The 18,786-nt window shown below is 44.7% G+C and carries 21 protein-coding genes; 16 read left to right on the top strand and 5 right to left on the bottom strand.

Features of this window, described 5'->3' with window-relative positions:
* Nucleotides 1-188 precede the first annotated feature (188 nt).
* The 5 genes from RH40_RS17185 to RH40_RS17165 all read right to left on the bottom strand — a co-directional run bounded on the left by RH40_RS17185 (nucleotide 189) and on the right by RH40_RS17165 (nucleotide 4,800).
* Nucleotides 189-1,058 (bottom strand): phosphoribulokinase, encoded by an 870-nt coding sequence (locus RH40_RS17185; protein WP_009602946.1) that lies wholly within the window; start codon nucleotides 1,056-1,058, stop codon nucleotides 189-191.
* A gap of 114 nt (nucleotides 1,059-1,172) precedes the next feature.
* Nucleotides 1,173-1,379, bottom strand: coding sequence for a YheU family protein (locus tag RH40_RS17180; protein ID WP_009602945.1), 207 nt, complete (start codon nucleotides 1,377-1,379; stop codon nucleotides 1,173-1,175).
* A 36-nt stretch (nucleotides 1,380-1,415) separates the two neighbouring features.
* Complete coding sequence (locus RH40_RS17175) at nucleotides 1,416-2,393, bottom strand: hydrolase (RefSeq protein WP_009602943.1); 978 nt, start codon at nucleotides 2,391-2,393, stop codon at nucleotides 1,416-1,418.
* Nucleotides 2,394-2,401: 8 nt separating this feature from the next.
* Nucleotides 2,402-2,881, bottom strand: coding sequence for a TIGR02444 family protein (locus RH40_RS17170; protein ID WP_009602941.1), 480 nt, complete (start codon nucleotides 2,879-2,881; stop codon nucleotides 2,402-2,404).
* On the bottom strand, nucleotides 2,878-4,800 hold the full coding sequence (locus RH40_RS17165; RefSeq protein WP_009602939.1) for an ABC transporter ATP-binding protein: 1,923 nt from the start codon (nucleotides 4,798-4,800) through the stop codon (nucleotides 2,878-2,880). Before RH40_RS17165 ends, RH40_RS17170 begins: the two co-directional genes overlap by 4 nt.
* A 159-nt stretch (nucleotides 4,801-4,959) precedes the next feature.
* On the opposite strand from RH40_RS17165, the gene kefG reads away from it, so the two are divergent.
* From kefG to rplV, 16 genes are all read left to right on the top strand, one after another.
* A complete protein-coding gene (gene kefG, locus RH40_RS17160) occupies nucleotides 4,960-5,532 on the top strand; it encodes a glutathione-regulated potassium-efflux system ancillary protein KefG (RefSeq protein WP_009602937.1) in 573 nt (190 codons plus the stop codon).
* A gap of 1 nt (nucleotide 5,533) precedes the next feature.
* Complete coding sequence (kefB, locus tag RH40_RS17155; protein ID WP_009602935.1) at nucleotides 5,534-7,327, top strand: glutathione-regulated potassium-efflux system protein KefB; 1,794 nt, start codon at nucleotides 5,534-5,536, stop codon at nucleotides 7,325-7,327.
* Between the two features lie 22 nt (nucleotides 7,328-7,349).
* Nucleotides 7,350-7,544: a YheV family putative zinc ribbon protein gene (locus tag RH40_RS17150; RefSeq protein ID WP_009602934.1), complete on the top strand. Its 195-nt coding sequence runs from the start codon at nucleotides 7,350-7,352 to the stop codon at nucleotides 7,542-7,544.
* A gap of 87 nt (nucleotides 7,545-7,631) precedes the next feature.
* Entirely contained in the window at nucleotides 7,632-8,150 is a 519-nt protein-coding gene (gene slyD / locus RH40_RS17145; protein WP_009602932.1) for a peptidylprolyl isomerase, read from the top strand.
* 99 nt (nucleotides 8,151-8,249) lie between these two features.
* Nucleotides 8,250-9,191 (top strand): isoaspartyl peptidase/L-asparaginase family protein, encoded by a 942-nt coding sequence (locus RH40_RS17140; RefSeq protein WP_009602931.1) that lies wholly within the window; start codon nucleotides 8,250-8,252, stop codon nucleotides 9,189-9,191.
* A 160-nt stretch (nucleotides 9,192-9,351) separates the two neighbouring features.
* Nucleotides 9,352-10,668 (top strand): adenylosuccinate synthase, encoded by a 1,317-nt coding sequence (locus RH40_RS17135; RefSeq protein WP_009602929.1) that lies wholly within the window; start codon nucleotides 9,352-9,354, stop codon nucleotides 10,666-10,668.
* 228 nt (nucleotides 10,669-10,896) lie between these two features.
* On the top strand, nucleotides 10,897-11,538 hold the full coding sequence (gene motX / locus RH40_RS17130) for a flagellar protein MotX (RefSeq protein ID WP_009602927.1): 642 nt from the start codon (nucleotides 10,897-10,899) through the stop codon (nucleotides 11,536-11,538).
* Between the two features lie 211 nt (nucleotides 11,539-11,749).
* Nucleotides 11,750-14,215 carry a ribonuclease R gene (rnr, locus tag RH40_RS17125; RefSeq protein ID WP_009602926.1) on the top strand — a complete coding sequence of 822 codons (2,466 nt, stop codon included), beginning with the start codon at nucleotides 11,750-11,752 and terminating at the stop codon, nucleotides 14,213-14,215.
* 21 nt (nucleotides 14,216-14,236) lie between these two features.
* Nucleotides 14,237-14,977: a 23S rRNA (guanosine(2251)-2'-O)-methyltransferase RlmB gene (rlmB, locus tag RH40_RS17120; protein ID WP_009602925.1), complete on the top strand. Its 741-nt coding sequence runs from the start codon at nucleotides 14,237-14,239 to the stop codon at nucleotides 14,975-14,977.
* A gap of 441 nt (nucleotides 14,978-15,418) precedes the next feature.
* On the top strand, nucleotides 15,419-15,730 hold the full coding sequence (rpsJ, locus tag RH40_RS17115; protein WP_004410492.1) for a 30S ribosomal protein S10: 312 nt from the start codon (nucleotides 15,419-15,421) through the stop codon (nucleotides 15,728-15,730).
* Between the two features lie 14 nt (nucleotides 15,731-15,744).
* Nucleotides 15,745-16,374 carry a 50S ribosomal protein L3 gene (gene rplC / locus RH40_RS17110; RefSeq protein WP_009602924.1) on the top strand — a complete coding sequence of 210 codons (630 nt, stop codon included), beginning with the start codon at nucleotides 15,745-15,747 and terminating at the stop codon, nucleotides 16,372-16,374.
* Between the two features lie 17 nt (nucleotides 16,375-16,391).
* Nucleotides 16,392-16,994: a 50S ribosomal protein L4 gene (gene rplD, locus RH40_RS17105; RefSeq protein WP_009602923.1), complete on the top strand. Its 603-nt coding sequence runs from the start codon at nucleotides 16,392-16,394 to the stop codon at nucleotides 16,992-16,994.
* The gene (rplW, locus tag RH40_RS17100) at nucleotides 16,991-17,293 is read left to right on the top strand and encodes a 50S ribosomal protein L23 (protein ID WP_009602922.1); all 303 of its coding nucleotides are present in this window, start codon (nucleotides 16,991-16,993) and stop codon (nucleotides 17,291-17,293) included. Before rplD ends, rplW begins: the two co-directional genes overlap by 4 nt.
* 16 nt (nucleotides 17,294-17,309) lie before the next feature.
* On the top strand, nucleotides 17,310-18,134 hold the full coding sequence (gene rplB / locus RH40_RS17095) for a 50S ribosomal protein L2 (protein ID WP_009602921.1): 825 nt from the start codon (nucleotides 17,310-17,312) through the stop codon (nucleotides 18,132-18,134).
* A 21-nt stretch (nucleotides 18,135-18,155) separates the two neighbouring features.
* Nucleotides 18,156-18,434 carry a 30S ribosomal protein S19 gene (gene rpsS, locus RH40_RS17090; RefSeq protein WP_004745876.1) on the top strand — a complete coding sequence of 93 codons (279 nt, stop codon included), beginning with the start codon at nucleotides 18,156-18,158 and terminating at the stop codon, nucleotides 18,432-18,434.
* Between the two features lie 10 nt (nucleotides 18,435-18,444).
* Nucleotides 18,445-18,777: a 50S ribosomal protein L22 gene (gene rplV / locus RH40_RS17085; RefSeq protein ID WP_004745877.1), complete on the top strand. Its 333-nt coding sequence runs from the start codon at nucleotides 18,445-18,447 to the stop codon at nucleotides 18,775-18,777.
* Nucleotides 18,778-18,786 lie beyond the last annotated feature (9 nt).

Here is an 18,786-nt window from a genome sequence, read left to right as displayed (position 1 = left end):
GCCTTGTTCAGACCTATTAGGATAAGAGCACTTTAAAAGTACTGCAAGCCAACTTGTGTTTCGGTTACAAATAGTATCCTTTTTCGAAAACGATTTCTTGACTTTAATCGAATCCGAAGGCGCTTTTCCTAAGCAAAAACGTGCACATGATCACGGTATGAAAAGTAATCGTGCACCGAATGTGATTACTAGCCAATTTTTCCTGTTTCTATCAGCTGCTGGAGTATCGGCCTTACGATAAGTTCAACAGCAAAACTCATTTTACCACCGGGCACGACTATCGTGTTGTGTTGTGACATAAATGAACCATCAATCATAGCGAGTAAATACGGAAAGTCGACTTTTTTTATTCCACGTAAACGGATCACCACAAAGCTTTCGTCTAAGCTAGGAATGCCCTTAGCGTTTAGTGGATTGGACGTATCGATAGTTGGAACTCGTTGCAAATTGATGTGAGTACGGGAAAATTGCGGTGTAATGTAATTTAGGTAGTCGTCCATAGAACGAACGATAGAGTCCGTGACAGCTTCCCTTGAATGACCACGGTCGCGTGTGTCACGAATATACTTTTGAATCCATTCGAGGTTAACAATAGGCACCATCCCAATTAAAAAATCAACGTGCTGCGCTACATTTACCTCTCCATCAACAACACCACCGTGCAATCCTTCGTAAAAAAGGACGTCAGAGTTTTCGGGTAGGTCTTGCCATGGTGTAAAGGTTCCAGGCGCTTGGTTGAAAGGAACCGCCTCATCAAAGGTATGCAAATAACGACGTATTTGTCCCACCCCTTCCTGTCCATACTTACGCATAAACTCTTCGAGACCAGTAAAATCATTTGCTTGCGGTCCAAAGTAACTTATATGTCGGCCTTGATCGCGAGCCTTGCGGATCTCAACGTCCATCTCCGGTCGTGTGTAGCGATGGAAACTGTCACCTTCAACCCAAGCAGGTTTTACCTTCATCATGTTAAACATTTTACGAAATGCTTCTGAAGTTGTGGTGGTGCCTGCTCCGGAGGAACCTGTAACGGCAATTATGGGATGCTTTGCTGACATGACAAACCTTGTCTAAGAATTGTGTTGCTAATCCAAGTACTCACTATAACACGATTTATCCCTGTCTGACTGTATGGGGTACGTTAAAAATGCAAGCTGTTGAATTAGTTGAAGCTAGCGTTTCAATTGAATATCAACACTTTCATGCAATTCGGAAAATACCACCACTGCATCGCCAGATTGTAACTGCTTTTGGATTTGCAAAATCTTGCTCGCTAGGGGAATTTCATTGTCTCCATAGTCTGTACCTTCCCGAAGGACAAATTCGCGAATAAGGTTTTCTAGTGTGGTTGGTTCAATCTGTTGCCAAGGGACGATCATAGTTTTATGTATCTTAGATGATTCTAAAGGAGTCTATTATGCCGAAATAGCCAAACTTTCATAGTAGGTTGGTAGGGCTTCTTCTAACCAAAATCGTGGTTTGAATGCACTCCCAGTGATAAAACCAACATGGCCACCTTTATCGAATAGCCGATAATCTATGTTGGAAGGAAGTACATACCTAGGAATGACCTCTTCGGTCATAAAAGGATCGTCCTTGGCATGAATGATTTGGGTCGGTAAAGTGATTTTTTGTAGTTGGTGTATTCCTGAGCACTTTTGATAATAATCATCCGCATTTTCAAAACCATGCAAAGGCGCGGTGATTAGATCGTCAAATTGATACAATCTCGTCACTCTTTTTATATTTCTATAGCTAATCCCGAGATGCCCTTTGAGTAAATGGTGTTTTTGTAGTGCACTCTTTTTTAAAGAAGACAGCAAATAACCACGGTATAAACGAGAAAAGCCTTGCTCTATTCTCTTTGAACATGCCGAAAGATCAAGTGGTGCTGAGACTATGGTTGCTGCATCAAGTAAAGGCTTTTGGTTGAAGTGAGCTAAATAATTCGCCAGCATATTACCACCAAGTGAAATGCCGACAGCAACTTTAATTCGATTTGGGTAGTGTTGGTCTAAATATTCTAGAAAAAATCGAGCGTCATTGATTTCCCCTGAGTGATAGGCTCTTGCCAGTTTATTTGGTTTACCGCTACAGCCACGAAAATGCATCATAACCGATAACCAGCCTTGGTCCGAAAATGCTTTCATAAGTCCATTGGCATAGGGGCTATAAAAACATCCTTCAAGGCCGTGGAACAAAATAAATATCGGCTTACTATTGGATGTTGGGGCGTTTTGGTCTTCGCTCCATGCGATATCAAGAAAGTCACCGTCTGGTGTGTCGAGTGTTTGCCAAAAAGGCTCAAAGAGTGCCTTTTTACGAATCAAGCGTGGCGCCAGTGTTTGCAAATGTGGATTGGATAAGCCTGTCGCAGCAATAAATTGTGTCATCAGTGATTCTATAAGTTAGCAATGTCGTTAACAGGCTCGGAAAACGAAGCATAGAGTGCTTCTCCTCCGAGCTGACGACAATATCTCAAAGTAAGAGGTTCCGCATGGTTCAGTTCTAGTTTGAGGGCGTTGATGCAATCTACTAGGTCGGACTGTTGTTGTTTTTCTAATTGAAGTTCGAACTGTAGAGACTCTCGGTAGAGGGTTTCAGGAACGTGGTGTTTTATTTTACGTCGCATATCTCTGTAACTATGAAGTAAAGTTTCTGAGCGGCCGAGACACTCTTCAACTTTATGCCAGTCCTGTTCCCTAAAACACACATTCTGTTCATCAAGCCATTTCAGTAACAGCAATAGATTAACATTACCTTTGTACTGATTTTGCAAATGTAAGCACGCGTCCTTCACTTCTCGAACACCGTAGTATTGTAGGCTAAATTGCCACAGGCGCTCTAAAGTTAGTGAGAGACTAATGCGGTTTGCATTCATTGTTGATTGAACTCCTGCTCCATCTGTTCCAATTGTTCCTGTAGGGTCATCCATTCCAGTTCCACCTCTTCAAGCGCACTCTTGTTGGTAGATTGGACAGACAATACTTCAGTAAGTTTAGCTTTATTTTCTGCATCATAAAGCGCGTTATCTGACAATTGTGCCTCTGCTTCCATCAAGATATCACCGATGGACGCCATCTTTTTTTCTAAATTGACCAAGTTTTTTCGTATCGGAGCCGTTTGTTTACGAAAGTCAGCTTCACGGCGCTTTTGCTCTTTTTTTGCTGCAGCACTATTGAGACTAACTTTGTCATCTGTCGACGCTTGGTTAACCCGACGCTCTTGACGTTGTTGCTCAGTAAGCCATTTATAATAATCATTGAGGTCACCATCGAACGGTGCCACTTGCTTATTATGAACCAAATATAAGTCATCGGTGGTTGCTTTGAGTAAATAACGGTCGTGTGAAACAATAACCATGGCTCCCTCGAAAGTTTGCAAAGCAAAAGTGAGTGCTTGGCGCATGTCAAGGTCGAGATGGTTGGTCGGCTCATCCAAGAGAAGAAGATTGGGTTTTTGCCACACGATGAGAGCTAGAACTAAGCGGGCTTTTTCTCCGCCAGAGAAAGGCGCGACGCTCTCCAATGCTTTTTCACCTTGAAAACCAAAACTACCAAGGTAGTTGCGCAGTTCTAGCTCTGTTTTGTGCGGTGCGATTTGCATCATGTGCTGTAGCGGTGTTTCTTCTGGGTGCAAAGTTTCAAGTTGGTGCTGGGCAAAATAGCCGATTTTAACCCCTTGTGAATAAGTGAGTAAGCCACTTTGAGGCTTTAGTTCTTTTGAAAGCAATTTGATAAGGGTAGATTTACCTGCGCCATTGCGCCCTAGTAAACCAATACGACTACCGGGCACTAAGTTTAGACGAATCCTTTCTAGAATTAAGTGCTGGTCGTAACCTGCTGATACTTCATCCATCATGATAATGGGGTTGGGGAGAGCGTCAGGCTGGCGAAACTCAAAGCTAAAGGGATTGTCTAGTTGAGCAGGGAGTACTTTCTCCATTCGTTCGAGAGCTTTTATACGGCTTTGTGCTTGTCGAGCTTTCGAAGCCTTATAACGGAAACGGTCAATATATTTTTGCATATGTGACATTTGTTTCTGTTGTTTCTCGAATTGAGCTTGTTGAAGAATGAGTTTCTGTGCTCTTTGCTCTTCGAATGACGAATAGTTACCTGTGTACTCATTCATACTTTGGTTCTCGACATGAATGATACGATTCACCACAGGGTCAAGAAAGTCGCGGTCATGAGAGATAAGGATCAAAGTGCCTGGGTAGTTTTGTAACCAACGCTCTAGCCACATGACAGCGTCAAGGTCTAGGTGGTTGGTAGGTTCATCGAGCAACAATAAATCCGAGCGGCACAATAGAGCTTGAGCAAGATTTAATCGCATTCTCCATCCCCCCGAAAATTGGGTAAGATTCCATGTCATTTGCTCTTGACTGAAACCAAGTCCATCGAGCAATTCAGCAGCTCGAGCACGTATGCTATAGCCACCAATGGTTTCAATCTTTCCGTGAAGCTCGGCGACTAAGGTTCCATTGTCTTGCTTTTCCGCTTCAACTAGCTGAGCTTCGAGTCCACGGTATTCACGATCTCCATCAATGACATATTCGATTGCACTACGTTCTATAGCAGGGGTTTCCTGGGCAACCCACGCCAGTTCCCAATGGGCGGGTTTAGTAAAACTTCCTGCATCTATTGACAATTCGTCTTTAATTAATGCAAACAGGGTCGATTTTCCGCAACCATTTTTACCCACGAGGCCAATTTTATCACCGGGGTGAATGGTAGCCGACGCCTGTTCTAGAAGTGGTTTGCCACCACGCAGAAGTTGAATGCTAGAGAAAGTAATCATAGTCTTATATTTTGTCTTCGCTCATAATGCGTCGCATAGTAGGTCAGTTAACCAGCGATGTCGAATATTGCGTTATTGTAGCGAACCACGTATAACAAAGTGACAACCAAAAAAATAGTTTGGCTGGCACAACCCAGCATAAGGATTGCCGTCGAAAGTATGCAGACATCATCAGCCGATAAACCTAGAGTATTGGTTCTATACGCTCACCCAGAGTCCTCTAGTTCGGTCGCGAATAAGATCATGCTAGAGCGAGTAGAATTACTTGAGCATGTCACCGTGCACGATTTGTACGCCAAATATCCCGATTTCTTTATTGACGTTGCTGCCGAACAAAGGCTGCTTAACCAACACCAAGTTATTGTTTTTCATCACCCCTTATATTTGTACTCTTGTCCTGCTTTACTTAAGGAATGGTTAGATCGTGTTTTAGGGAAAGGTTTTGCATTTGGCAAAGGTGAAGCAATGAAGGGCAAATATTGGCGTAGTGTGATTACCACTGGGGGCAAAGAGGAGGCCTTCTGTGATACGGGATACAACCGTTATCCATTGTCCGAGATCTTACAACCTTTTGAGTTGACAGCAGCCCTATGTCAGATGCAATGGATAGAGCCTTTGGTGCTTTACTGGGCCAGAAATGTACCCGAGATGGAACGTTACCAGCATGCCGAAGTTTATCGGCGCTGGCTTAATGACCCATTGGGAACCTGTTCGATTGAGATAGGGGGGTAATATGGCACTAGAGAGCGATTTTTTACAAAGTAGTGTCATTTTTCTCACTGCGGCTGTGGTTGCGGTTCCACTCGCTCAGCGTTTAGGTTTAGGTTCCGTTCTGGGTTATTTGCTTGCCGGTGTTGCCATTGGCCCATGGGGACTTGGCTTGATTCGGGATGTTGAAGCCATTCTTCATTTTGCCGAGTTTGGCGTGGTCTTGTTATTGTTTTTGATTGGCCTCGAGCTTAACCCCAAAAAATTGATTCAAATGCGCGGTCCAATTCTGGGGCTAGGCGGTGCCCAAGTTTTCGTAAGTACTGTGGTTATTGCTGTTGTCGCTAACCTCTTTGGAGCAACTTGGCAAACCAGTATTGTGATCGGCATGGGGTTAGCGCTGTCATCCACGGCGATAGCACTGAAAGTCATTGAAGAGCAAGGGCTTGCAGGTGGAGAGACAGGTCAATCTGGTTTTGCAGTCTTACTATTTCAAGATATCGCGGTAATTCCAATGCTGGCGGTATTGCCTGTGCTAGCTGGTAACACGGCAGGAAATTGGTTAGATGCGATATGGATGCTGGTTGGTGTTGGTGGGCTACTTATCGGAGGGCACTTTTTACTTCGTCCATTGTTCAGATATGTGGTGCTAAGTGGTGTCAGAGAATTGTTTACCGTGGCGGCACTGCTGCTTGTTATAGGTATCGCATTACTGATGCAAAAGCTTGGTTTGTCGATGGCTTTAGGTACGTTTTTAGCGGGTGTGCTGCTTGCTGAGAGCGAGTATCGTCATGAATTAGAGATTGCGATTGAACCCTTTAAAGGGTTGTTGCTTGGTCTATTTTTTATTGCTGTTGGTATGGCGGTGAACTTAGGATTACTGGCCCTAGATCCGGTGAATGTATTACTCGCGGTATTTGGTTTAGTTGCGGTAAAAGGGCTGATCCTTTATGCCTTAGCGCGCGTATCAGGTAGTAACGCGAAGTCTCGGAGCAAAATGGCGGCTATTTTAAGCCAAGGGGGCGAGTTCGCGTTTGTTATTTTTACTGCGGCGGGAAAAGAAGGCCTATTGGATTCTGATCAAACTGCGTTTCTTTTAGTGGTTGTCAGCTTGTCCATGGTGACAACACCTTTGTTACTAATGGCACAAAGCAAGTGGTATGCCCGCGGTTTAAACACTGACACTGAAACGTTGAAAAGCGATGTGGTCAATAAGCAGCCTCGAGTGATCATCGCTGGATTTGGCCGTTTCGGGCAAATCATCGGCCGATTAATGTACGCCAACCGGATTAAAGTTACAGTTCTTGAGAGCGATGCAAGCCAGATAAGACTCCTGAGAAAATATGGCTACAAAGTGTTTTATGGCGATGTAACTCAGCTTGATTTACTGAGATCAGCCGGCGCAGAGAAAGCTGAAGCTATGGTGATCTGCACCGACAGGCCCGATGAAATTATGAAGACCATTGAGTTATGCCAGGTTCACTTTCCTCACCTTAAGTTGTTCGCTCGAGCAAGGAGCCGAGTAGAGGCTTACCAGCTGTTGAGTCATGGGGTCGATAATTACTCTCGCGAGACATTTCTGGGGGCCTTGGATTTGGGTCGGCAGACATTGGTCGAGCTTGGAATGCACCCTTATCAAGCGAAAAGAGCTGAGGCGCATTTTCGTAAATTGGACGATGCTATGTTGAAAGAATTACTCCCTCAGCATAATGATGACAAGCAGCTAGCTGAGCGAGCGAAAGAAGCTCGCAAAGAACTCGAAGAAATTTTTGGGCGTGAATTAGAAAACGAAAAGCAAGCCAAAAGTTTTTGGGAATAATATAAGTAATATAAGACGAAGCATGAAAAAGAGATTTATTGCCGGGGCAAGTTGCCCGAAATGCGCGACGAGTGACACACTGAGATGGTGGATAGAAAATAATATTGAGCTTGTTGAATGTGTTGAATGTGGTCACAAAGACCAGCGTACTCCTCAGCCAGAGAAAAGCACTCAGCGCGGAGGTGGTGAGATGATTGGGATTTTTAAACCAGATTGATTGCCTTTCTCTAAAACGCCCCCATAATACTGAGTAAACATTCAGACTCCAGCGTTTGCTGGAGTCTTCACTCTCCTTGGAGCCAATATGAAAATTGAAAAGAACGTAGTTGCTAGTCTAGCTTACCAAGTAAAAGTTGAAGACGGCGTAGTGGTCGATGAATCAACGGTAGATGCGCCATTAGATTACCTGCATGGTAACAACAACCTAATTACTGGTCTTGAAACTGCGTTGGAAGGAAAAGAAGCGGGCGCTAAGTTCTCTGTGACTGTTTCTCCTGACGATGCGTATGGTGAGCATAATGAAGCACTTGTGCAACGCGTTCCTGCTGAAGTTTTCCAAGGGGTTGAGCAAATTGAAGTTGGTATGCGCTTCCTAGCGGATACGGATCAAGGCCCAGTTCCTGTCGAAGTAACCGAAGTAGATGGCGACGAAGTCGTTGTAGATGGAAACCATATGCTGGCCGGCCATACGTTGACATTTGATGTTGAAGTTGTTGCTTTGCGTGAGGCAACGGCAGAAGAAATCGAACATGGCCATGTACATCAAGCTGGCGGTTGTGGTCATGACCATGACCACGACGGTGGCTGCTGCGACGGTGAGTAATCCAGACTCGGTGTCATAAACGCCAGAGCCAATAGAGAGCGTTTCCTGCCTTTGAGCACGAAACGCTCTTTGTTTATTCATATTAGGGAGGTTGTTGCTATGACTAAGCCTTTTTCTATCGCAATTCATGGTGGTGCAGGGACGATTGTCGCCGAGCAAATGAGTGCAGAGTTGAAAGTAGAGCTGCTTGCTGATTTAGAGCGTTCAGTTCGAGCCGGTCATCAAGTGCTAATTGATTCAGGAGATGCTCTGGATGCGGTGGTTGCAGCGGTACAAGTATTAGAGGACTCTGAACATTTTAATGCGGGCAAAGGGTCAGTATTGAGCCATCATGAAATTGTGGAAATGGATGCTTCCGTAATGCATGGACGTGAGCGACAAGCTGGTTCTGTTGCAGGATTGCGCCATATTAGAAATCCGGTGTCATTAGCAAGGGATGTACTGAGAGACAGTGATCACGTGATGTTGATTGGTGAAGGGGCGGAACAATTTGCCTTCGACCACGGACACCTTTTCACTGAGCAAGACTATTTCTTAACGGAAAGGCGTTACCAACAGTTGTTATCAATGCGAGAGAAAGGTCTCTATGCTCTCTCGGAGTCGAAATACCCTGACGATAATAAATACGGTACCGTGGGCGCTGTAGCACTCGATAAACATGGGAATCTTGCCGCTGCGACTAGCACGGGTGGTATTACCAATAAAAAATATGGTCGAGTCGGTGACTCTGCTGTGATCGGTGCTGGCACGTTTGCGCAAAATGGCAATGTGGCGATATCGACAACGGGTATGGGTGAGTTTTTTATTCGTCAATCGGTGGCTGTGGATGTGGCAGCAAGAATGCGGTACTTACAAGAAGACCTTGTCACTGCATGCAATACCATAATTGACGGTGAACTCAAAACAATGGGTGGTGAAGGTGGTCTGATTGGCATCAATGGCCAAGGAGATATACATTTTGCCATGAATAGCTCTGGTATGTACCGAGCGGGAATTGATAAATATGGCACACTGAGTGTTAAAATCTATGCTGACGAGTAGTGCATTCTCGGCGTTTTTTACTAAGTGTCTGATAAAATACGAAGTCACATTTTAGCCGCTTTTAATTGCAAAAGATTGCACCTGTATGATTAAAAAATGACTGCAAGAAAAATGATTCAGTGCTAGAATCCATTTTTAACTAGTAATCAGAACTGGAAAGATGGGAAATAACGTAGTCGTTCTAGGCACCCAATGGGGTGACGAAGGTAAAGGTAAAATTGTTGACCTTTTAACTGAAGATGCCAAATATGTGGTTCGTTATCAAGGCGGACACAACGCAGGCCACACTCTGGTCATTGACGGTGAAAAAACCGTTCTCCACTTAATTCCATCAGGTATTCTTCGCGATAACATCAAATGTGTCATCGGTAACGGTGTTGTGTTATCACCTGAAGCTCTAATGAAAGAGATGAAGCCTTTGGAAGAGCGTGGTATTCCGGTACGTAAGCGTCTTTTCATTTCTGAAGCATGTCCATTAATTCTTCCATATCACATTGCGATGGATCAGGCTCGTGAGTTGGCTCGTGGTAAAAAAGCCATAGGAACCACTGGCCGAGGAATTGGCCCAGCCTACGAAGATAAAGTTGCTCGTCGTGGTTTGCGCGTCGGTGATTTATTCGATATGGAAGCATTCGCTGAAAAACTAAAAGAAGTGATGGAATTCCATAACTTCCAGTTAGAGCATTTCTATAAAGCAGAGCCAGTAAGTTACGATGAGGTACTTGAGCAGGCTAAAGGTTATGCTGACCTACTAACATCAATGGTTATTGATGTTACTGATGAGCTTGATGCGGCACGTAAGCGTGGCGATAAGATCATGTTTGAAGGTGCTCAAGGCACGCTGCTGGACATCGACCACGGTACTTACCCTTATGTAACTTCTTCTAACACGACTGCTGGTGGTGTTGCAGCAGGTTCTGGTTTTGGGCCTCGTCACATTGGTTATATATTGGGTATTACAAAAGCGTATTGTACTCGTGTAGGTTCAGGCCCTTTCCCAACTGAGCTCTATGATGGCCTCGACAAACAAGACCCAATTGGTAAGCACTTGGGCGATGTAGGTCAGGAGTTTGGTGCAACTACAGGTCGACTTCGTCGTACGGGCTGGTTTGATGCGGTAGCCATGCGTCGTGCTATCCAAATTAACTCTATTTCAGGTTTTTGTTTGACCAAACTTGATGTGTTAGATGGGCTTGAAGAACTGAAGCTTTGTACTGGATACAAGATGCAAGACGGCTCAGTTTTAGAAGTGTCTCCAATGGCTGCTGAAGCCTTTGAACAAGCGACACCAATTTATGAAACTATGCCAGGCTGGTCTGAAACAACATTTGGTGCTAAGTCTATCGATGATCTGCCGCAGGCTGCTCTCAACTACATCAAACGTATTGAAGAGTTAACTGGAGTGCCGGTTGATATTATTTCAACAGGTCCAGATCGTAATGAGACGATTATCAAGGTTCATCCTTTCGAGTCTTAATGGCTGTTAATCTTGTCTTTTTGCTAAGAGCCGGCGTTTTTCGTCGGCTTTTTTGTATTATTTTTCTTGTCAATAATCATTTTTGTGGCAACAATTTGCCCTAGAGCGGCAATTTTGATTAAAGAGTTAACATTTGTTGCCGATAGCAAATTTATACTTGCCAGTTTATGGGCGGGGCAGGAGTTGACCTAAGAGTCATATCGAGAATAGTAGCAAAGAGTGCAGAGAATGAAGCTAATAAAATTAGTGGCTTCGATGGTATTCATATTGACGGCATGCCTAGCCCGAGCGGAAGACGTATCGGATGATATAGGTAAGCCGATACCGATATATACAGAAGCAGAACTAATTAAACTCATAAATAATAATCAACATCTTGAGCGTGTCCAAGAGGACAAATGCCAATTGGTGGAAGACATTGTTGCGCGAGCGACGCGTATCAGCCTGCCATCCTATGAGTTTCTCTATGGTGACATGCTCGCTTGGGGGGTCTGCGTTGATAAAGATATTGAGCTTGGGCTTTATTACATTCAAAGTGCTGCTCATCAAGGATTACCGGCCGCTCTAGAGCAGCTTGGACGTTATTATTCGCGTGGAACCTTAGTGCAACAAGACAAGGAACGAGCCATTCCTTATTTGCGAGAAGCGGCGGCGATGGGTAATTTGAATGCGACTATCCACCTTGCTGAACTCCTTCTTCGTGACTATGGTAGCCCTCTTGATTATGAGGATACTTATCGTTGGTTGTATAACTCTGTGACCGCAGACCAGAGAATGCATAAGAGGATCAGTCGTCTCAGGCAGGGTTTGGAATTAAGAATGCCACAGAATATCGTTGCAAGGGCTAAAATGCGCGATGTCTTTTGGTAATATACGTTCCCACCTTTCACTAATCAGCTAAGAGCCTAATAAACGGTAGTGGTGTTTTTGTTGTTCAAGAAGCAAACGAATCCAGTATTTATGACTTATTAGGTGATGCCCCATAGCAAAAATCTCGAAATTAAAGCGACTTACCTGTAGGTTCCGACGACAGTCGGATATACTAACCTTTATTACCCTTCCTTCTTAATTAGGCGTGCCTATGTCAGACAATATCCATAATGATCCTTTTGCTGAGCGTGAATCGGAAAATTATGAAAATCCTATCCCCAGCCGAGAATTCATTCTTGAATTTTTAGCAAACGTCGGGGTTCCTATGAATCGCAATGATCTTTTTGAAGCACTCAAATTAAAGGGAGAAGATCATTATGAAGGCTTGCGCCGACGTTTGAGGGCGATGGAAAGAGACGGTCAATTAGTCTTTACGCGAAGGCAATGCTATGCCTTGCCTGAAAAGTTAGAAATGATCAAAGGCTATGTCATTGGGCACAAAGATGGACACGGCTGGGTTCGACCAGAAGGTAGCATAGGTAAAGACGCAGATATTGTTTTGCCTCACCACCAAATGAAAACCATTTTGCATGGTGATTTTGTTTTAGTTCAACCAACCGAAAACTCCAAGAGAGGGCGTAAAGAGGGCCGACTTGTTCGAGTTATTGAAGAAAGGCAAACGCAAATCGTAGGTCGTTTCTTCACTGAGTACGGTTATTCGTATGTGGTCCCTGACGATTCTCGTATCAGCCAAGATATTTTGATTCCTAACGAAGAACGTGCAGGGGCGCGTATGGGGAATGTCGTGGTTATTAACATTACCGATAGAGGAGAGCGCTCACGAGGTATGATGGGGAAAGTGGTTGAAGTTCTAGGTGAGAATATGGCACCTGGTATGGAAACACAAATCGCGATTCGTACTCACCAAATCCCTCATGAGTGGCCAGTAGAAGTCGATAAGCAAATTGCCAATCTAGGTGAGGAAGTGCCTGAAGAAGCGAAAGAGGGAAGAGTTGATCTAAGACAGTTACCTCTAGTGACTATAGATGGTGAAGATGCCAGAGATTTTGATGATGCAGTCTATTGTGAAGAGAAAAAGAGCGGGGGCTGGCGCTTATGGGTAGCTATTGCTGACGTGAGTTACTACGTTCGTCCTGACACTGCACTTGATAAAGAGGCCATCAATCGCGGAAACTCGGTCTATTTCCCCTCTCAAGTCGTTCCTATGTTACCCGAAGTATTATCCAACGGTTTATGCTCTCTTAATCCTCAAGTTGACCGTTTGTGTATGGTTTGTGAGATGACGATTTCAGAGACAGGGAAACTTTCAGGCTACCAGCACTACGAAGCGGTCATGAATTCACATGCTCGTCTAACTTACAGTAAGGTTAATGATATTCTTGAGGGTAATGAGGAGCTTAGAGAACGATACGAACCTCTAGTGCCTCACCTGGAACAGTTGCACAAGATGTATAAAGTCCTCAAGCGTTCAAGAGACCACCGCGGTGCTATCGAATTTGAGACGGTTGAGACTAAGTTTATTTTTAACGCTGAAAGAAAGATCGATAGTATTGAGCCCGTAATTCGCAATGATGCGCATAAGATCATTGAAGAATGTATGATTTTAGCCAACATCGCGTCTGCCTCTCTGGTTGAAAAGGCAAAGGAGCCTGCTCTATACCGAATTCATGAATCACCTGGGGAATTGAAACTGCAAGGCTTTAGAGATTTCTTAGGAGAATTGGGACTTCATCTCAATGGTGGTCTTGAACCATCCCCTACAGATTATGCCGATCTCGTTAAACAGATTTCAGAGCGCCAGGATAAAGAACTGATTCAAACTATGCTGTTGCGTTCAATGAAACAAGCGGTTTATAACGCTGATAACTGTGGTCACTTTGGCCTGGCCTTAAAGCGCTATGCACACTTTACTTCTCCGATTCGCCGCTACCCAGATTTACTTCTTCATCGAGCCATCAAGTACCTAATCGCCAAAGAGCAGGGCACGCTCAAAGAGCGCTGGACACCAACCGGAGGTTTCCATTATTCCTTTGATGACATGGACTTTTACGGTGAGCAGTGCTCCATGACTGAACGTAGAGCAGATGATGCAACGCGCGAGGTCTCTGATTGGTTAAAATGTGAATACATGCAAGACCATGTCGGAGAAGAGCTCGATGGTGTAATCGCGAATGTAACAGGCTTTGGTTTCTTTGTTCGTTTGAGTGAGCTTCATATCGATGGTCTAGTACATATTTCAGCTTTAGCGAACGATTACTATCAATTTGACCCTATTGGACAGAGATTAATAGGTGAAAGCTTTGGCGCTATCTACCGTCTTGGTGATGCGGTCAAAGTCAAAGTTCTTTCTGTGAACCTTGATGATCGTCAAATTGACTTTGAATTAGTGGAAACAAGTCGTAAGCTACGCGGCGAAGGCAAAACGGCGAAAAAGCGTGTTGCTGAAGCGAAAAGAAAAGCCAAAGAGAAAAAAAGGGCAGCAACTAAGGGAAATAAGTCGGCTAAATCAGCCAGTCCCCAAGTTGAGCCAACCAAGCCACCGAGCGGCACTAAGTCAAAAAGTAAGCCTAACAAGCCGAAAGTAACCAAGGCGCGTAAGAAAAAGCCCGGTAGTAAACCCAAAAAGACCAAGCGCAGTAAAAAAGAAGCGCAATAAAAGCAGTAAATAGGTTATTAAATGAGCAATGAGTTTATTTATGGTATTCACGCCGTAAAAGCCGTTTTAGAAAGAGAACCTGAGCGCTTTATCGAAGCGTTTGTTTTGAAAGGGCGTCAAGATGATCGTCTAAGGCCAATTCTTAATGATTTACAGGTATGTGGCGTTTCGATTCAGTTAATGACACGTAAAACGCTTGATGATAAGGCAAAAGGAGCCAATCATCAGGGGATTATGGCCAGGGTTAAGCCTGCCAAGCTACTCAATGAACATGATTTGGATAATATTATTGCTCAGCATACTGCGCCTTTATTACTGGTTCTCGATGGTGTGACTGATCCGCACAACTTAGGAGCTTGCCTTCGTAACGCCGATGCGGCAGGGGTTGCGGCGGTAATCGTGCCCAAAGATAAATCGGCCAACATCAATGCCACTGTGAGTAAGGTGGCTTGTGGAGCTGCAGAAACTGTGCCTTTGATTAGGGTCACTAACTTAGCGCGCACTATGCGAGCTTTACAAGAGCAAGGGGTATGGTTTGTCGGAACAGCTGGTGAGGCAACCCAAGATATCTATCAAGCAAAGTTAACCGGTGCACTAGCGATCGTGATGGGTGCAGAGGGCGATGGAATGCGTCGCTTAACTCGTGAAACATGCGATGATTTGATAAAAATCCCCATGGCTGGCACTGTTTCCAGCCTTAATGTCTCGGTTGCTTCGGGCGTATGCCTTTTTGAAGCTGTTCGTCAGCGACTCGCTCAATAACCATTCGGCGCAGGGTAACCTGCGCTGTCTTGTATTGCCCTATTAGAACCTTACCTCTTGTTTTTATGCGCCTGATAACAAAATCACCAAGCTTATTTATCAAACAGGGCTTGCATGTCAATTTGTGATCTGTATAATGCAGCCCACTGGTTAAGCCAGTTGTGAACCAATGAGCAGCGAGGAGCTGGAATATCACTATGATATTTCAGGTAATGTAAACTCAGCTTATGTTCGCGGTTAATACAATTAGCTATCTATTCTTCGGAATAACTATTCTCAGAGGTGACTCTGACACGTAGGGGTAGTTAATCGAAAATTAACTGACAATGCATCCTAATCTTGGATGCTACGGTTTCACATGAATCAATCGGCATTCTCTCGTTCTTACGAGTCTGAGTGGCGATATTGTTTGTGTAATTTTTAATATTGGAGCTCTGTCTCATGCAGAACCAACGCATCCGTATCCGCCTAAAAGCTTTCGATTACAAATTGATCGATGCTTCTACAGCGGAAATCGTTGAAACAGCTAAGCGCACTGGCGCACAGGTTCGTGGTCCAATCCCACTACCTACTCGTAAAGAGCGTTTCACAGTTCTTATCTCTCCACACGTTAACAAGAAAGCACGTGACCAGTACGAAATTCGTACTCACAAGCGTCTAATCGACATCGTTGAGCCAACAGACAAAACTGTTGATGCTCTAATGCGTCTAGACCTTGCTGCGGGCGTTGACGTTCAAATTAGCCTAGGTTAAGGGAGATTAGAAGAATGATTGGTCTAATCGGTCGTAAAGTGGGCATGACCCGCGTATTTACTGAAGAAGGCGTTTCTATCCCAGTAACTGTAGTTGAAGTTGAAGCTAACCGTGTATCTCAAGTGAAAACACTTGAAACAGACGGCTACGCAGCAATTCAGGTTACTACTGGTGCTAAGAAAGCTAACCGCGTAACTAAGCCAGAAGCAGGTCACTTCGCGAAAGCAGGTGTTGAAGCTGGTCGCGGTCTTTGGGAATTCCGTTTGGAAAACGGTGAAGAATTCGCAGTTGGCTCTGAGCTAACCGTTGAATTGTTCAACGATACTAAGAAAGTAGACGTTACTGGTACATCTAAAGGTAAAGGTTTCCAAGGCGCAGTTAAGCGTTGGAACTTCCGTACTCAAGATATGACTCACGGTAACTCATTGTCTCACCGTGCTCCTGGTTCTATCGGTCAATGTCAGACTCCAGGTCGCGTATTTAAAGGCAAGAAAATGGCAGGTCACATGGGTGCTGAGCGTGTAACGACTCAAAACCTAGAGATCGTACGTGTTGACGCTGAGCGCAATCTGCTTCTTATCAAAGGTGCAGTCCCTGGCTCAACAGGTGGCAACGTGATCGTTAAACCAGCTGTTAAAGCATAACGTCTCAGGAGTAAGTAATGGAACTAATGGTTAAAGGTGCTGATGCACTAACTGTTTCCGAAACTACTTTCGGACGTGAGTTTAACGAAGCTCTTGTACACCAAGTAGTTGTTGCGTACGCAGCAGGTGCTCGTCAAGGTACTCGTGCTCAAAAAACACGTTCAGAAGTTTCTGGCGGTGGCGCTAAGCCATGGCGTCAAAAAGGTACTGGCCGTGCACGTGCTGGTACAATCCGTAGCCCAATCTGGCGTACAGGTGGTGTTACTTTTGCTGCGAAACCACAAGATCACAGCCAAAAAGTTAACAAGAAAATGTACCGTGGTGCTATGAAGAGCATTCTTTCTGAGCTTGTTCGTCAAGAGCGTCTAATCGTTGTTGATAACTTCTCAGTAGAAGCACCAAAAACTAAAGAGCTTGTCGCTAAGCTGAAAGAGCTTGAGCTAACAGACGCGCTTATCGTGACTAGTGAAGTAGATGAGAATCTATTCCTAGCAGCTCGTAACCTATACAAAGTTGACGCTCGTGATGCAGCTGGTATCGATCCAGTTTCACTGATCGCGTTCGACAAAGTTGTAATGACTGCAGACGCAGTTAAGCAAGTTGAGGAGATGCTAGCATGATCACTGAAGAGCGTATCCTAAAAGTTCTACGTGCTCCGCACATCTCTGAAAAAGCAACTATGACTGCTGAGAAAGCGAACACTATCGTTTTCAAAGTAGCAACAGATGCTACTAAAAAAGAGATCAAAGCAGCTGTAGAAAAGCTATTTGAAGTTGAAGTTAAGTCTGTAAATACTCTTATCACTAAGGGTAAGACCAAACGTCAAGGTCTACGCCAAGGTCGCCGCAGCGACGTTAAAAAGGCGTATGTTACTTTGAAAGAAGGTCAAGATCTTGACTTCGTTGGCGGCGCGGAATAACAGGAGTAGTTGAGAAATGGCTATTGTTAAATGTAAGCCGACTTCCCCTGGTCGTCGTCACGTTGTTAAAGTTGTTAACGCTGACCTACACAAGGGCAAGCCGTACGCACCTCTTCTAGAGAAAAACTCTAAGAATGGTGGTCGTAACAACAACGGTCGTATTACAGTACGTCACATCGGCGGTGGTCACAAGCACCATTACCGTGTAATTGACTTCAAACGTACTAAAGACGGTATCCCAGCGAAAGTTGAGCGTCTAGAATACGATCCAAACCGTAGCGCTAACATCGCTCTAGTTCTGTACGCAGACGGTGAGCGTCGTTACATCCTAGCACCTAAAGGTGTTCAAGCTGGTGATGCTATCCAGTCTGGTGCTGATGCACCAATTAAAGCTGGTAACGCACTTCCAATGCGTAACATCCCAGTAGGTTCGACAGTACATAACGTTGAACTTAAGCCTGGTAAAGGTGGTCAGCTAGCTCGTTCGGCTGGTGCATATGCTCAAATCGTTGCTCGCGACGGTGCATACGTAACTATCCGTCTACGTTCTGGCGAAATGCGCAAAGTACTTTCTGAAGGCCGTGCAACAATCGGTGAAGTTGGTAACTCTGAGCACATGCTACGTGAACTTGGTAAAGCTGGTGCTAACCGCTGGCGTGGTGTTCGTCCAACCGTTCGTGGTGTTGTGATGAACCCAGTAGACCACCCACACGGTGGTGGTGAAGGCCGTACATCTGGTGGTCGTCACCCAGTTTCACCATGGGGTCAGCCAACTAAAGGCTTCAAGACTCGTAAGAACAAACGCACCGACAAGTACATCGTACGTCGTCGTAACAAGTAATCTATATAAAGAGGAATCGCCATGCCACGTTCTCTCAAGAAAGGTCCATTTATTGACCTACACTTGCTGAAGAAGGTAGAGAAAGCGGTGGAAAGCGGAGACAAAAAGCCTATTAAGACTTGGTCCCGTCGTTCAATGATCATCCCTACGATGATCGGTTTGACCATCGCTGTCCATAATGGTCGTCAGCACGTACCAGTATTTGTAACTGAAGAAATGATCGGTCACAAACTGGGTGAATTCGCACCAACTCGTACTTACCGCGGCCACGTCGTGGATAAGAAAGCTAAGAAGCGTTAAGGAGTAGATGATGGAAGCACTAGCTAAACATAACTTTGCTCGCATTTCGCCTCAGAAAGCACGCTTAGTTGCGGATCAAATTCGTGGTAAGTCTGTAGACCAGGCTCTAGAAATCTTAACGTTCAGCAACAAAAAAGCTGCTGATCTAATTAAGAAAGTTCTTGAGTCAGCTATCGCTAACGCGGAGCATAATGAAGGCGCAGATATTGACGATCTAAATGTCGCAAAAATCTTCGTAGATGAAGGCCCTATCATGAAGCGTATTATGCCTCGTGCTAAAGGTCGTGCGGATCGTATCTTGAAGCGTTCAAGCCACATCACTGTTGTTGTAGCAGATCGCTAAGAGACTAGG

It is taken from the genome of Vibrio caribbeanicus ATCC BAA-2122 (genome assembly GCF_000165125.1).
Classification (GTDB): domain Bacteria; phylum Pseudomonadota; class Gammaproteobacteria; order Enterobacterales; family Vibrionaceae; genus Vibrio; species Vibrio caribbeanicus.
This window is presented reverse-complemented; position numbering and strand designations above follow the sequence as displayed.